This window comes from Klebsiella sp. 2019SCSN059 (assembly GCF_021739525.1).
GTDB lineage: Bacteria > Pseudomonadota > Gammaproteobacteria > Enterobacterales > Enterobacteriaceae > Klebsiella > Klebsiella quasipneumoniae.
In genome coordinates this window covers 205,322-220,139 of the sequence record NZ_JAKKOM010000001.1, presented here as the reverse complement: position 1 = coordinate 220,139, position 14,818 = coordinate 205,322, and the positions used below count along the sequence as shown (strand labels likewise).

The 14,818-nt window shown below is 52.4% G+C and carries 14 protein-coding genes, 2 tRNA genes and 1 other RNA gene; 8 read left to right on the top strand and 9 right to left on the bottom strand.

The window, feature by feature from the left end; translation table 11 throughout:
* From oppB to L2I46_RS01105, 4 genes are all read right to left on the bottom strand, one after another.
* Complete coding sequence (gene oppB / locus L2I46_RS01120) at nucleotides 1-921, bottom strand: oligopeptide ABC transporter permease OppB (protein ID WP_002910089.1); 921 nt, start codon at nucleotides 919-921, stop codon at nucleotides 1-3.
* 85 nt (nucleotides 922-1,006) lie between these two features.
* Nucleotides 1,007-2,641, bottom strand: coding sequence for an oligopeptide ABC transporter substrate-binding protein OppA (gene oppA, locus L2I46_RS01115; RefSeq protein WP_023290124.1), 1,635 nt, complete (start codon nucleotides 2,639-2,641; stop codon nucleotides 1,007-1,009).
* Nucleotides 2,642-3,384: 743 nt separating this feature from the next.
* Nucleotides 3,385-4,032, bottom strand: a complete 648-nt coding sequence (locus tag L2I46_RS01110) for a YchE family NAAT transporter (protein ID WP_002910095.1) — start codon at nucleotides 4,030-4,032, stop codon at nucleotides 3,385-3,387.
* Between the two features lie 183 nt (nucleotides 4,033-4,215).
* The gene (locus tag L2I46_RS01105; RefSeq protein ID WP_032428896.1) at nucleotides 4,216-4,431 is read right to left on the bottom strand and encodes a hypothetical protein; all 216 of its coding nucleotides are present in this window, start codon (nucleotides 4,429-4,431) and stop codon (nucleotides 4,216-4,218) included.
* Nucleotides 4,432-4,508: 77 nt separating this feature from the next.
* Here L2I46_RS01105 and adhE point away from each other — a divergent pair, with 77 nt between their 5' ends.
* Entirely contained in the window at nucleotides 4,509-7,184 is a 2,676-nt protein-coding gene (adhE, locus tag L2I46_RS01100) for a bifunctional acetaldehyde-CoA/alcohol dehydrogenase (protein WP_023290125.1), read from the top strand.
* Between the two features lie 146 nt (nucleotides 7,185-7,330).
* Here the strand turns inward: adhE and tdk are convergent, their stop codons facing one another.
* On the bottom strand, nucleotides 7,331-7,948 hold the full coding sequence (gene tdk / locus L2I46_RS01095) for a thymidine kinase (RefSeq protein WP_032453278.1): 618 nt from the start codon (nucleotides 7,946-7,948) through the stop codon (nucleotides 7,331-7,333).
* A 7-nt stretch (nucleotides 7,949-7,955) separates the two neighbouring features.
* Here tdk and L2I46_RS29585 point away from each other — a divergent pair, with 7 nt between their 5' ends.
* Together L2I46_RS29585 and hns are read left to right on the top strand one after the other, a co-directional pair.
* On the top strand, nucleotides 7,956-8,087 hold the full coding sequence (locus L2I46_RS29585; RefSeq protein WP_032428897.1) for a hypothetical protein: 132 nt from the start codon (nucleotides 7,956-7,958) through the stop codon (nucleotides 8,085-8,087).
* Between the two features lie 422 nt (nucleotides 8,088-8,509).
* A complete protein-coding gene (gene hns / locus L2I46_RS01085) occupies nucleotides 8,510-8,917 on the top strand; it encodes a histone-like nucleoid-structuring protein H-NS (protein WP_002910103.1) in 408 nt (135 codons plus the stop codon).
* Nucleotides 8,918-9,039: 122 nt separating this feature from the next.
* Here hns and galU read toward each other — a convergent pair whose 3' ends face one another.
* From galU to rssA, 3 genes are all read right to left on the bottom strand, one after another.
* The gene (gene galU, locus L2I46_RS01080) at nucleotides 9,040-9,942 is read right to left on the bottom strand and encodes a UTP--glucose-1-phosphate uridylyltransferase GalU (RefSeq protein WP_023290127.1); all 903 of its coding nucleotides are present in this window, start codon (nucleotides 9,940-9,942) and stop codon (nucleotides 9,040-9,042) included.
* Nucleotides 9,943-10,139: 197 nt separating this feature from the next.
* Nucleotides 10,140-11,153, bottom strand: a complete 1,014-nt coding sequence (gene rssB, locus L2I46_RS01075) for a two-component system response regulator RssB (protein WP_032453277.1) — start codon at nucleotides 11,151-11,153, stop codon at nucleotides 10,140-10,142.
* An 89-nt stretch (nucleotides 11,154-11,242) separates the two neighbouring features.
* Nucleotides 11,243-12,145 (bottom strand): patatin-like phospholipase RssA, encoded by a 903-nt coding sequence (gene rssA, locus L2I46_RS01070; protein ID WP_004203175.1) that lies wholly within the window; start codon nucleotides 12,143-12,145, stop codon nucleotides 11,243-11,245.
* Between the two features lie 112 nt (nucleotides 12,146-12,257).
* On the opposite strand from rssA, the gene L2I46_RS01065 reads away from it, so the two are divergent.
* The 5 genes from L2I46_RS01065 (at nucleotide 12,258) to L2I46_RS01045 (ending at nucleotide 14,145) form a co-directional block, all read left to right on the top strand.
* On the top strand, nucleotides 12,258-12,716 hold the full coding sequence (locus L2I46_RS01065) for a YchJ family protein (RefSeq protein WP_236947472.1): 459 nt from the start codon (nucleotides 12,258-12,260) through the stop codon (nucleotides 12,714-12,716).
* Nucleotides 12,717-12,758: 42 nt separating this feature from the next.
* Complete coding sequence (gene purU, locus L2I46_RS01060) at nucleotides 12,759-13,601, top strand: formyltetrahydrofolate deformylase (RefSeq protein WP_236947471.1); 843 nt, start codon at nucleotides 12,759-12,761, stop codon at nucleotides 13,599-13,601.
* Nucleotides 13,602-13,760: 159 nt separating this feature from the next.
* Nucleotides 13,761-13,845 (top strand) — tRNA-Tyr (locus tag L2I46_RS01055).
* A 43-nt stretch (nucleotides 13,846-13,888) separates the two neighbouring features.
* Nucleotides 13,889-14,021: non-coding RNA, RtT sRNA (locus L2I46_RS01050), on the top strand.
* Between the two features lie 39 nt (nucleotides 14,022-14,060).
* Nucleotides 14,061-14,145, top strand: a tRNA-Tyr gene (locus L2I46_RS01045).
* Nucleotides 14,146-14,312: 167 nt separating this feature from the next.
* Here L2I46_RS01045 and L2I46_RS01040 read toward each other — a convergent pair.
* Entirely contained in the window at nucleotides 14,313-14,756 is a 444-nt protein-coding gene (locus L2I46_RS01040) for an Lrp/AsnC family transcriptional regulator (RefSeq protein WP_023290130.1), read from the bottom strand.
* Nucleotides 14,757-14,818: the final 62 nt, after the last annotated feature.

Sequence of the window (14,818 nt, the reverse complement as noted above, 5' to 3'; positions counted from 1 at the left end):
TCAGTAGCGAATCTTCGGATCGATAACGGCGTACAGCACGTCAACGATGGCGTTGAACAGGATAGTCAGGGCGCCAACCAGGATCGTCAGGCTGAGCACCAGCGAGTAGTCGCGGTTAAGCGCTCCGTTAACGAACAGCTGACCAATCCCCGGCAGGCCGTAAATGGTTTCAATGACCATTGAGCCCGTAATGATGCCCACGAAAGCCGGCCCCATATAGGAGAGCACCGGCAGCAGCGCCGGCTTCAGCGCATGGCGCAAAATAATGCGGCGCATCGGCAGCCCCTTCGCCCGCGCGGTGCGGATAAAGTTAGAGTGCAGCACTTCAATCATTGAGCCGCGGGTAATACGCGCGATACTGGCGATATAGGCCAGGGAAAGCGCCACCATCGGCAGGATCATAAATTTCAACGCCCCGCCGTTCCAGCCTCCGCCCGGCAACCAGTGCAGGGTAATGGCAAAGATCATCACCAACAGAGGCGCCACCACAAAGCTCGGAATAACCACGCCGGTCATGGCTACCCCCATCACCGCATAGTCCCAGCGGGTATTCTGCTTCAAAGCGGCAATAACGCCCGCAGCGACACCGATCACAACCGCCAGCAAAAAGGCGGCGAAGCCCAGTTTCGCTGAAACCGGGAAGCTGGCCGCCACCAGATCGTTGACCGAATAATCTTTGTATTTAAAGGAGGGACCAAAATCGCCATGCGCCAGCTGCTTCAGGTAATTGAAGTACTGCGTCATGATGGGGTCGTTTAAATGGTATTTTGCTTCAATATTCGCCATGACTTCCGGCGGTAGCGTGCGTTCCCCGGTAAAAGGACTTCCCGGAGCCAAACGCATCATGAAGAATGAGATGGTGATAAGAATAAATAGCGTCGGAATCGCTTCCAGACAGCGACGTAAGATAAATTTTAACATTGCCCGTACCTTCTGGCGTGTGCCTTTGCACTGCTCTCAAATAAGACACGATGGAGCGAGCACAGGCCCGCTCCACGTATTGCCATTAATGTTTGATAACGTAAAGGTCTTTTGTATAGACGTTATCCATCGGGTCTTTACCGGTGTAGCCACCGACCCACGGTTTCACCAGGCGGGCGTTAACATAGTAATAGACCGGTACGATCGCGCTGTCTTTATCCAGCTGCTGCTCTGCTTTCGCATAGGCCGCCGTGCGCTGTGCTTCATCGGATGCTTTTACGGATTCAGCCATAATTTTGTCGAACGCCGGGCTCTTATAGTGCGCAGTGTTCATTGAGCTGTCAGAAAGCATGGTGTTCAGGAAAGAGGTTGGCTCGTTATAGTCAGCGCACCAGCCCGCACGCGCCACGTCATAGGTACCCTGATGACGGGTATCGAGGAACGTCTTCCACTCCTGGTTGACCAGCTTCACGTCAATGCCCAGGTTTTTACGCCACAGCGAGGCGGCGGCAATCGCCAGCTTCTTGTGCAAATCAGAGGTGTTATACAGCAGGTTGAAGGTCAACGGTTTATCGGCGCTATAGCCGGCTTCGGCCAGCAGTTTTTTCGCTTCTTCATTCCGTTTTTCCTGCGACCAGGTAAACCATTCCGGCTCGGTCAGCTTCGCGCCATCGGTATACGGCGGGGTGTAGCCGTAGGCCGGCAGATCGCCCTGTCCTTTCACCTTATTGGCAATGATATCGCGATCCAGACCCAGCTTCAGCGCGGTACGCACGCGCACGTCGGTGAACGGCGCTTTCTGGTTGTTAATTTCGTAGTAATAAGTACACAGATACGGGTCAACGTGCAGCTCGTTCGGGATCTCTTTTTTCAGTTTCTGGAAGAGCTCGATCGGCAGCTGGTTATAGGTCATATCCAGTTCACCGCTGCGATAACGGTTAACATAGGTCACTTCAGAAGAGGTCGGCAGCCAGGTGACGGTGTTGATAACGGTTTTGGCATTATCCCAGTAATGCGGGTTGCGCTCCATCACGATACGTTCGTTGACCACCCAGTCTTTCAGGGTGTAGGCGCCGTTGGTGACGATATTGCCAGGCTGCGTCCACTTCTCGCCAAACTTTTCAATCGCTGGTTTATAGACAGGAGACATCGCCGGGTTAACCAGCAGTTTGTAAAAATAGGGTACCGGCTCGCTGAGGGTGACTTCCAGCGTATGGTCGTCAATGGCTTTTACGCCCAGCTCGCCTGGGGCTTTCTTGCCGTCAATGATTTCATCAACGTTGAGGATATGACCATACTGCGGGTAGCTGGCATAAGGAGACGCTGTTTTCGGGTCTACCAGACGCTGCCAGCTATAAACGAAATCCTGGGCGGTAACCGGCTCGCCGTTAGACCATTTCGCATCTTTACGCAGATGGAAGGTCCAGACTTTGAAATCTTTATTATCCCAGCTCTCTGCCACACCAGGGATCGGGTGGCCATCTTTCGGCGAGGTATTCAGCAAGCCTTCGAACAGGTCGCGGCTAATATTCGCCTCGGGCACCCCTTCAATTTTATTCGGGTCCAGCGATTGCGGCTCGGCGCCGCTATTTCGCACCAGTGTTTGCTTATCCGAAAGCTGCACACCGGCCGGGACATCCGCTGCCATAGCCATATTGCCAGCCATGAGCGCGGATAGCACTCCTGCGGCGATCAAACGTTTTTTAGTGATGATGGTCATTGTGTTGTAACTCCAGTCATTATAATTACTGGTTTTTTAACCAGCCTGTTTTTTCCCCGTTTTCGGGATCTGTCCAACGCAGGAGTGTTTGCGATTGGCAGATTGCTATCACCGACTTATTTATTACGACCGCTCGAACGGCAGTCTTAACGTCGATTCGTTCCCCCTCGCTGGAGGGCAGTTCAGGCGCAATGAGACGATTAAAAATGATTCTCATTTACACGCATGATTCAGCAGACGATAACGGCGGAAAGTACCAAAAGGTAAACACCTCCGCCAATGCAATTTGCAAATATGTTACCGGATTCTCTTTTATTGCCGGCTTTGCCAGCATCACTAGCGGTTGCCACAATACGTCGACAGAAAAATATTCTTATTGATCATACACTTACGACATTTTCATCAGTCATCATACTGAGCAGCGACCGTGAGATGATTTTTTGTACAAAAATTTAACAATAGATTACTTTTTAGCACATTCATCTGCAGCCTTGTTAAAATTACTAATATCATTTCGATGATCCGACAGCAAGCGCCAGAGAATGATGTGAAGAAAATAACATCACAGGAGGGAGAGACGTGAGGGGAATGTTAAGAGAAATATTTCATATCTTAATGAAAAACATGAAATTAATAGCGATATCGCAAAATAGTATTCCTACCGCCGGTTCCGCGCTGGTTAATAGGTTTTGCTAATAATCGCGCAGGCGTGAAGGGAGCCTCCCCGCCTGCGTGGCAACGAACTAACTCAGCAGCCCCGGGAAGAGCGCTTTAATCCCCGTCACAATAAACTCAATGCCGAGAGCCATCAGCAGCAGGCCCATAATACGGGTGATAACGTTAATCCCTGTCTGCCCCAGCAGACGCACCAGCCATGGCGCCATGCGGAAAATCCCCCAGCAGCAGAGGGCAAAGACCGCAATCGCCAGTGAAAAACCGACGAGATGCACCCAGGAGTGATACCGCGTACCCCACACGATAGTGGAACTGATTGCCCCCGGTCCGGCCATTAACGGTAGCGCGAGAGGAACGACGCCGATGCTCTCCCTTACCGCCGTCTCCGACTTCTCCTGCTTGTTCTGCTTATCTTCGCCGAGCTTACCGCTGATCATCGACATCGCGATGGTCACCACCAGGATGCCGCCGGCGATACGGAAGGAATCAATGGAGATACCAAAAATCTGCAGAATGCCATCGCCGAGAAACAGTGACGTCAGGAGGATGATCGCCACCGACAGGTTGGCGGTCAGGTTGGTCTTATTGCGCACTGCTGCCGGCTGGTAGCTGGTCATACTAATGAACACCGGAATAATGCCCACCGGGTTAACCAGGGCAAATAAGCCGATGAAAAACTTGAAATATGCAGAAAAATCGAACAGTGATTGAGTCACAATGGGCTCCGCAGCATCATCAAAATTGGCGGTTGACTGTTAACAGCATAAAATAACTGCGCGAAACATACGCTTTTTGCATGCAATATTCATTATAAATATGCATAACCCGGTGATATGTATCGAATGTTAGCTATTTGTAGTTTTAATGCTAATCGTTTTTTTAATTTCAAAACCCTCCCATTACACTTGATCGAACCGGTCAAAAAGCAGCCAGCTGAAAGGTATCAGCAGTGCCAATACTTGATCTAAATCACGTAATTTGTACTCAGAAGTGAGTAATCTTGATGACACCAACAGAGTGGAAGGCAGCAGTACCTGAAAGTTAAAAAGAGAAAGCTTTTTTAGTAAATCGGTAAAACAGCGTCCTGATTTTCCTACATAAACATTTACATGCAAGCTGTTTACAGCCTGTCTATAATGTCGAATCGAGCGACTGATTTACTAAAAAAGTTTAACATTATCAGGAGAGCATTATGGCTGTTACTAATATCGCTGAACTGAACGCGCTTGTTGAGCGTGTCAAGAAAGCCCAGCGTGAATATGCCAGTTTCACTCAAGAACAAGTCGACAAAATCTTCCGCGCCGCCGCGCTGGCCGCTGCAGATGCTCGAATCCCTCTCGCCAAAATGGCCGTTGCCGAATCCGGCATGGGCATCGTTGAAGACAAAGTGATCAAAAACCACTTCGCTTCCGAATACATTTACAACGCTTATAAAGACGAAAAAACCTGTGGCGTCCTGTCAGAAGACGACACCTTTGGTACCATCACTATCGCTGAACCAATCGGCATCATCTGCGGTATCGTACCGACCACTAACCCGACTTCAACAGCCATCTTCAAATCGCTCATCAGCCTGAAGACGCGTAACGCCATCATTTTCTCTCCGCACCCGCGTGCTAAAGAAGCCACCAACAAAGCGGCTGACATCGTCCTGCAGGCTGCCATCGCTGCCGGCGCGCCGAAAGACCTGATTGGCTGGATCGATCAGCCGTCTGTTGAGCTGTCTAACGCCCTGATGCACCACCCGGACATCAACCTGATCCTTGCGACCGGTGGTCCAGGCATGGTGAAAGCAGCATACAGCTCCGGTAAACCTGCTATCGGCGTAGGTGCCGGTAACACCCCGGTGGTGATTGATGAAACGGCTGACATCAAACGCGCCGTTGCTTCCGTTCTGATGTCTAAAACCTTCGATAACGGCGTTATCTGTGCTTCTGAGCAGTCCGTTGTGGTGGTTGATTCCGTTTATGACGCGGTTCGCGAACGTTTCGCCAGCCACGGCGGCTACCTGCTGCAGGGTAAAGAGCTGAAAGCCGTTCAGGACATTATCCTGAAAAATGGCGCGCTGAACGCCGCTATCGTTGGTCAGCCTGCGGCGAAAATCGCTGAGCTGGCAGGCTTCACCGTACCGGCCACGACTAAAATTCTGATTGGCGAAGTCACCGACGTTGACGAAAGCGAGCCGTTTGCTCACGAAAAACTGTCTCCGACGCTGGCGATGTACCGTGCGAAAGATTTCGAAGACGCCGTGACCAAAGCTGAAAAACTGGTCGCCATGGGCGGTATCGGTCATACCTCTTGCCTGTACACCGACCAGGATAACCAGCCGGCTCGCGTGGCTTACTTCGGCCAGATGATGAAAACGGCGCGTATCCTGATCAACACCCCGGCTTCTCAGGGTGGTATCGGTGACCTGTACAACTTCAAACTCGCTCCTTCCCTGACTCTGGGTTGTGGTTCCTGGGGTGGTAACTCCATCTCTGAAAACGTTGGTCCGAAACACCTGATCAACAAGAAAACCGTTGCTAAGCGAGCTGAAAACATGTTGTGGCACAAACTTCCGAAATCTATCTACTTCCGTCGTGGCTCCCTGCCTATCGCACTGGATGAAGTGATTACTGATGGTCACAAACGCGCGCTGATCGTGACTGACCGCTTCCTGTTCAACAACGGCTATGCCGATCAGATCACCTCCGTACTGAAAGCAGCGGGTGTTGAAACTGAAGTCTTCTTCGAAGTTGAAGCTGACCCGACGCTGACCATCGTACGCAAAGGCGCCGACCTGGCGAACTCCTTTAAACCAGACGTGATCATCGCGCTGGGCGGCGGTTCCCCGATGGATGCGGCAAAAATCATGTGGGTCATGTACGAACATCCGGAAACCCACTTCGAAGAACTGGCGCTGCGCTTTATGGACATCCGTAAACGTATCTACAAGTTCCCGAAAATGGGTGTTAAAGCCAAGATGGTGGCGATCACTACCACCTCCGGTACCGGTTCTGAAGTTACGCCGTTCGCCGTTGTGACCGATGATGCGACAGGTCAGAAATATCCGCTGGCAGACTACGCGCTGACCCCGGATATGGCCATCGTCGATGCCAACCTGGTGATGGATATGCCGAAATCGCTGTGTGCGTTCGGTGGTCTGGATGCCGTGACCCACGCCCTGGAAGCTTACGTTTCCGTGCTGGCTTCTGAGTTCTCTGACGGCCAGGCTCTGCAGGCGCTGAAACTGCTGAAAGAGTACCTGCCGGCTTCCTACCACGAAGGTTCCAAGAACCCGGTTGCCCGCGAGCGCGTACACAGTGCCGCCACCATCGCCGGTATCGCGTTTGCTAACGCCTTCCTCGGCGTGTGTCACTCCATGGCGCACAAACTGGGTTCCCAGTTCCATATTCCGCACGGTCTGGCCAACGCCCTGCTGATCTGCAACGTTATCCGCTACAACGCGAATGACAACCCGACCAAGCAGACTGCGTTCAGCCAGTACGACCGTCCGCAGGCTCGCCGTCGCTACGCTGAAATCGCCGATCACCTGGGTCTCTCCGCACCGGGCGACCGTACCGCAGCGAAAATCGAGAAGCTGCTGGCATGGCTGGAAAGCGTGAAAGCTGAGCTGGGTATTCCGAAATCTATCCGCGAAGCTGGCGTTCAGGAAGCTGACTTCCTGGCCCACGTTGATAAGCTGTCTGAAGATGCATTCGATGACCAGTGCACCGGCGCTAACCCGCGCTACCCGCTGATCTCCGAGCTGAAACAGATCCTGCTGGATACCTACTACGGTCGCGAGTTCGTCGAAGGCGAAGCAGCCGCGAAAGCCGAAGCAGCTCCGGTGAAAGCTGAGAAAAAAGCAAAAAAATCCGCTTAATCGACAAGCATAAACGTTCTGCAAGCCCCGTCATCTGACGGGGCTTTTTTTTGCCCACCGACAGCCAAGCTTTAACGCCTGCTGGCCCAACAGTGCGCAGGCAATAAAAAGGCGCCCACAGGCGCCTGGACGAGCTTCTGCGCGTATTAGCTGGGGCGGTGCTGGTTTTGTACCTGAGTTAACGAGCCGACGCTCAGCGCCTCTTTATAATGCTTACGACAAACTGACACGTACCGCTCATTGCCGCCGATGACGACCTGCTCGCCCTCGTTGTAAGGACGCCCCTCCTGATCGAGGCGCAGCACCATACTGGCCTTCCGGCCGCAGAAACAGATGGTTTTCAGCTCCACCAGCTTATCTGACCAGGCCAGTAAATACTGGCTGCCGGTAAAGAGCTCACCGCGAAAGTCTGTCCGCAAACCATAGCAAAGCACAGGAATATCCAGCATATCGACAACTTCAGACAGCTCATGAACCTGCTCGCGCGTCAGAAACTGGCTTTCATCCACCAGCACGCAGTGAATCGGCTTTAGCTTGTGCTCTGCGGCAATATCGTTAAATAGCGACGTCTGTGGATTATACAATCGGGCCGGCGAGGAGAGACCGATACGCGAGCTGACTTTTCCGGCGCCAAAGCGGTCATCAATCTCAGCGGTATAAACGACGGTACGCATCCCCCGCTCCTGATAATTGTACGAAGATTGCAACAGAGCGGTCGACTTACCTGCATTCATTGCAGAGTAGTAGAAATAAAGTTGTGCCATCGGCTGCGTGACCCCAATCAAAGTGTTTTATCGCGGCGGCGATTGTACCATATTTTATGCGTACAGCCGCCCATTCGGCAGGGGTATTGTATCGCAGCTGAAGAGCCTGCAAAGCCAAAGGATTAAGAGGATGAATTGAATTTTCAGGGCCATTATTTGTACGCCCCGCTACGCTACTGGCGGGGTAACCATTGTCTTTTCGTGCTTATAGGGCGGTTACCTATGGGGCTATAAGCGGCGCCGCGCGTTGTTTTATATTAAGCCTCGTAACCAAAAATGCGCTAATACTGACGAGGGTTATTTACCCATGTAAAGGATAATTTTTCTCACCGAACCTCAGAAAAAGCATACCGTCTCAGTGTTTTAGCTTACCTTCTGCTCATCGCTATAAGGATGAAAGATGTGAAGCGGCACGGGAATTTTAACTTAAATTAATTAATTCTCGCGACAAATAACCAGTAATTTTGAATTCCTTACATTCCCCCCTATTGCACAACGCATTTTATCGCTCTATTATTAGTTCAACAAACCACCCCACAATATAAGTTTGAGATTACTACAATGAGCGAAGCACTTAAAATTTTGAACAACATCCGTACTCTTCGTGCGCAGGCAAGAGAATGCACCCTGGAAACGCTCGAAGAAATGCTGGAAAAATTAGAAGTCGTTGTTAACGAGCGCCGTGAAGAAGAAAACGCCGCCGCGGCAGAAATTGAAGAACGTACGCGTAAGCTGCAGCAATATCGTGAAATGCTGATCGCTGACGGTATTGATCCGAATGAACTGCTGAGCACCATGGCAGCCGTTAAAGCCGGTACCAAAACCAAGCGTGCTGCACGTCCGGCTAAATACAGCTATGTCGACGAAAACGGCGAAACCAAAACCTGGACCGGCCAGGGCCGTACCCCGGCGGTGATCAAAAAAGCAATGGATGAGCAAGGTAAATCACTGGACGATTTCCTGATCTAATCTCCGTTGTTACGATATAAAAAATCCCGCTGCGGCGGGATTTTTTTTGCCCCCAGGGGCCGATATAAAAAACCGGGAGCGCATTGCGACTCCCGGTTTTGTGCTTTCAGCAGCGCTGCGGATTACTTCGCAACCGCGGTTTCCAGCCAGGCTTTAAAATCGTCACCCAGCGTTTTGTGGCGAATACCATATTCGACGAACGCCTGCATGTAGCCAAGCTTATTACCGCAGTCATGGCTCTTGCCTTTCATATGATAAGCTTCGACCGTCTCTTTTTCGATCAGCATATCAATCGCGTCAGTCAGCTGAATTTCATCACCGGCACCCGGAGGAGTCTTCGCCAGCAGCGGCCAGATATCGGCGCTGAGGACATAGCGCCCCACCACCGCCAGGTTGGACGGCGCAACGTCAGCTTTTGGCTTCTCGACCACGCCTACCATCGGCACGCTTTCTCCCGGCTTGAGAGATTCACCTTTGCAGTCAACGACACCGTAAGCGGTCACGTCGTCGACAGGCTCAACCATAATCTGGCTGGCGCCGGTCTCATCGAAACGAGAGATCATCTCTGCGAGGTTATCGCGGCTCAGATCGGATTCATATTCATCCAGAATAACGTCTGGCAGAATAACTGCGACCGGCTCATCACCCACCACCGGATGGGCGCAAAGCACCGCGTGTCCCAGACCTTTTGCCAGGCCCTGACGAACTTGCATAATGGTTACGTGCGGCGGACAAATAGACTGCACTTCTTCCAGCAGCTGGCGTTTCACACGTTTTTCCAGCATCGCTTCCAGCTCAAAACTGGTATCGAAATGGTTTTCGATAGAGTTTTTGGACGAGTGCGTTACCAGAACAATTTCAGTAATTCCTGCAGCGATACATTCATTAACAACGTACTGAATTAACGGCTTATCTACCAGCGGCAGCATTTCTTTTGGAATCGCTTTGGTGGCCGGCAGCATCCTGGTGCCTAATCCCGCAACCGGGATAACCGCTTTTCTGACTTTAGAATTAAGGGCAGCCATTGAAATCTCCTGGACTGTTTGTTTTTTAAACTTCTCGTTACAAATAACGTGTCGAGTATATCAGTCAACCGCGTATTCACTGGTCTGAAAAGCTTCCGATAGCCTCGAATTAGGACTTTTACGCATAAAACTGCTCGATGTTACCACCGCTAAAGGACAACGGGTAATCCCGTCTGCTTAGATATAAACGCAATTGCTCACTCCGCAGACAACATTAAGCGTAAACGGCCTCCCGCCCCCCAAATTTGGCACTGCCATGAGGTACAGCGTTGACTAATTTGATTAAGGTAAGCATCACCTAGGGTGCCCAAAGGAACGCCATTGCTAATCTGAATTTGATGCTCACCGGTATTCAGCGTGCCATTAAGTCCCGCCGACACCAGAATTAAATTTTTCAGTCCGCTGTGGTAATACCCCACTAACAAAGGAAACTGGCCGGGAAGGTTTGCCTGACGCAGGAGTTGATTCACCTGTTTTAGCAGACTCCCCATTTCTGGTAGCCGCTGTCCCTGATGCGCCAGCTGCTCCTGTAGCAAGCCATTGAACAACGCGCGCAATAATAAAGCGGCCAGGACGCCATTATCTCCTGCCCGTGTGACATCCAGACAATAGAAGGCCAAATCATTGTCCGAGAGCGGCGCGATATCGAGTACAAGACCGGGTTTATCCGCCGACACCAGCTGGCGATAATGAATGCGGCAGTGCGACATTTCCTGTTGCACCGGCGGCTGTAATTCCTGCAGTAATCGTGAAGCCGCAGTGGGATTACTGACCAGCGCGTCCCAGTCCTCAAATAAACGCTCTTCCTCTTCCACCCGTGAACTGAACATCGCAGGATAGAGGCAGGCATAAACGGTTTCGCGCAGGCGATCGAAATCTTTTACTGGCTTTAACAACACGTCCTGAACGCCAAGCCGCAACGCTTTGGCTATATCGGCCATGTTTTCGGTAGCGGAAATCATCAGGATCGGTAGCTGCTCGCCGCGATTACGCAACGTCTCCACCAGCTCCAGACCGTTCATTCTCGGCATCGAAATGTCGCAAATCATCAGGTCCGGATGCACCTCCGTCATTTTATGCAGGGCATCCTTGCCATCTTCCGCCTGGAAGGTTGTTGCTCCCAGCGAGGTCAGCCATCCATGCAAGAGTGAGCGGAAAACGGGTTCGTCTTCAACTATCAGAATCTGTTTTCCCGCCAATGGCTGCGTCATGATATCTCCCCTGGCTGACGATAATTCAATAGTGGCACGCTATTCTCACTATCGCCTGTCAGAATTTGCTTAAGTCAGGTACTCGTGCGTCAAATCGCGGTACGCACTAAGGGTAATAATTCATCCATTTTCTTTTCTACCGCCAACTGCCCTGCGGTAATCGCCTCGCCGGCGCGATGGAAATCAAGCGTCGAGACTTGCGGACAGTACGGTTGCAACAGGATATCCGGCGGGTCACCCGCCATACGATTGCGTTTAAGACGGTTCTCCAGGACCTGGATAGAGGTGGTCATGATCTCCATCGCCGTCGGCGTCACGGCCGTACGGCGGGAACTCATTTGCGTCAAGCGTGCGCGCAGACGAGTATGCCATGGCCCCTCCTTCGCTTCGGCTTCCCGCCGCGGCGTTTCGAGGGAGAATAAATCCTGCTGCATAAGGTGGGCATCATGTTGCAAATCCACGGCAATCACGATATCCGCCCCCATTGCCCGCGTAAGCGATACGGGAACCGGATTGACCACCGCGCCATCAACCAGCCAGTAACCGTTATGCCTGACCGGCGACATTAACCCCGGCATACTGCAGGAGGCTCGAATCGCTAAGTGCAGATCGCCTTCGGTAAACCACAGCTCCCGGCCAGTGCTTAAATTTGTCGCGACGGCGGCAAATCGCCGTTCGCAGTGTTCGATATCGGTCACGGGCATGATGCGGCGATAATGATTGAACACCTTTTCACCCCGCAATAGTCCACCGCGGCGCCAGGAGAGATCCATCAGTTTCAGAACGTCCCAGTTACTGAAAGAGCAGACCCAGGACTCAAGGGCCGGGAGTCGGTTACAGGCATACGCCGCCCCTACCAGCGAACCGATAGAGCAACCGGCCACGATATCAATCTCAATGCCGGCCTGCTGGAGGGCGTTGATGACGCCAATATGCGACCATCCGCGGGCGGCGCCCGCACCTAACGCCAGACCAATTTTAAGCTTTCTCATTAGTACTGATAACTATCCTTCCACTCTGAGCGTGGCAACATTGTCACGGCTCAGTTAACATAAAGCCCTTTGGCGTAGAAGCGCCGTTACTCTTTCTTCCATGGAGGCAATTTTGTCGCAATTATGCCCCTGTGGCAGCGCACTGGAGTATAGCTTATGTTGCCAGCGATATCTGTCCGGCGCTGAGCTTGCGCCAGGCCCGTCACAGCTTATGCGCTCCCGTTACAGCGCGTTCGTCATGAAAGATGCCGACTATCTGATCAAAACCTGGCATCCGTCCTGTCAGGCGCAGCAGTTTCGCGCCGAACTGGAGAAAGGCTTTGCCCACACCGAATGGCTGGGCTTAACCCTGTTCGCCAGCGATGATGGACGAGCCGCCAATGAAGGCTTTGTCAGCTTTATCGCCCGCTTTAATGACAATAACCGCCCGGGCGCCATTATTGAACGTTCCAGATTCTTAAAAGAAAATGGACAGTGGTACTATATCGACGGGACACGGCCGCTGATTGGCCGTAACGACCCCTGCCCTTGCGGTTCAGGTAAAAAATTTAAAAAATGCTGCGGCCAGTAACGCTACCGCAGCGCTTGCAAACACTACAGGATTTTCCTCGCGATGCATTCATTACAACGTAAAGTACTACGCACTATTTGCCCTGATCAGAAAGGCCTCATCGCGCGTATCACCAATATCTGCTACAAGCACGAACTTAACATTGTGCAGAACAATGAATTTGTTGACCACCGTACCGGTCGTTTCTTTATGCGCACCGAACTGGAAGGCATCTTCAACGACGCTATTCTGCTGGCCGATCTGGACAGCGCCCTGCCGGAAGGCTCGATTCGTGAACTCAATCCGGTAGGCCGCCGCCGGGTAGTGATTCTGGTGACGAAAGAGGCGCACTGCCTCGGCGATCTGCTGATGAAAGCCAACTATGGCGGGCTGGATGTCGACATTGCCGCGGTTATTGGCAACCATGACACCCTGCGCCCGCTGGTGGAACGTTTTGGCATCCCGTTTGAACTGGTCAGCCATGAAGGGCTGAGCCGCGAAGAGCACGACAAGCAGATGGGCGACGCGATTGCCGCCCACGAACCGGATTACGTGGTGCTGGCCAAGTATATGCGCGTTCTTACACCGGAATTTGTCGCTCGTTTCCCGAACAAGATCATTAATATTCACCACTCGTTCCTGCCGGCGTTTATCGGCGCGCGTCCGTATCATCAGGCCTATGAGCGCGGTGTGAAGATCATCGGCGCCACCGCCCACTACGTGAATGATAACCTGGACGAAGGTCCCATCATTATGCAGGACGTCATTCACGTCGATCATACTTATACCGCAGAAGATATGATGCGTGCCGGGCGCGATGTCGAAAAAAACGTATTGAGCCGGGCGCTGTATCAGGTCCTGGCGCAGCGCGTCTTCGTCTACGGTAACCGGACGATTATTCTTTAATCGACTGAGAAATGAATTGGTTAGCTTTCCGGCGTTACGGGTAAAAATCAGGCAACCAGTTTATTTTTGTCAAAGGAATGCTTTACAGGGGCGCATCATTTGGTATGATGCGCCCCGCTTCCCGAGAAGGAAGCAGGCCAGTACAAAGCATTACCCCGTGGTGGGGTTCCCGAGCGGCCAAAGGGAGCAGACTGTAAATCTGCCGTCATCGACTTCGAAGGTTCGAATCCTTCCCCCACCACCATTATTCACTACAGTGATAGGGTTTCCCCGGCAGGCGTAAACAATGTTTGCACTTAGCGGGAAGGGTAAGAACCTTCGACTAAGGTTCGACTCAAGCGCCAGCGAGAGAACGTTGCCGCAGGCAACGGCCCGAAGGGCGAGGAGCGATAGCGACGAGTTATCCTTCCCCCACCACCATTCACTTTGCTGAATAGCCTACAATTTGATTTTACCCCTGGTGGGGTTCCCGAGCGGCCAAAGGGAGCAGACTGTAAATCTGCCGTCATCGACTTCGAAGGTTCGAATCCTTCCCCCACCACCATCTCTTCATGTATTACCCAGCTTACTACTCCACTTGCGATACTCTATATTCTGCCCCACGGGGAAGGATGAGAAGCTTCGACTAAGGTTCGACTCGAGCATAACGAGAGAACGTTGCCTGTGCCGACCGGCAGCCCGGACTGGTGCGCCGCACCGCCTCCGGGAAACTCACAGCGGGGGCAGTCGTCTCTTCACCGGCGAACTTTTCACCACCGAGGTATTGCACTGAGCAAATTCAGCCAGGCCGTCAAGCAGCGTATCCAGTTGGGCAATATCACGCACCACCAGTCGCATCACGAAACAATCCTCTCCGGTCACTTTGTCACTTTCGATGCACTCCGGCATCGCCTGGATATATTTATCTACCTTCTGCAGCAGACCAGGCAGCGGCCGGACCCGCACCAGCGCCTGCAGGCTGTAGCCCAGCGCGGCGAGATTCACCCGCGCCCCATAGCCCTGGATCACCCCCCGCTCCTCCAGGCGCTTCACCCGCTCGGCGGTGCTCGGCGAAGTCAGCCCCACCCGCGCGCTCAATACCTTCAACGAGACTCTGGCGTCCTGAGTCAGGCAAGCGAGGATCGCCCGGTCAATTTCATCAAGTAAGTCATTCATGGTTTTTACCTAATTATGAAAGGAATTTCCCCCTGCTTACCTTAATTCAGCCATGTCAGGCT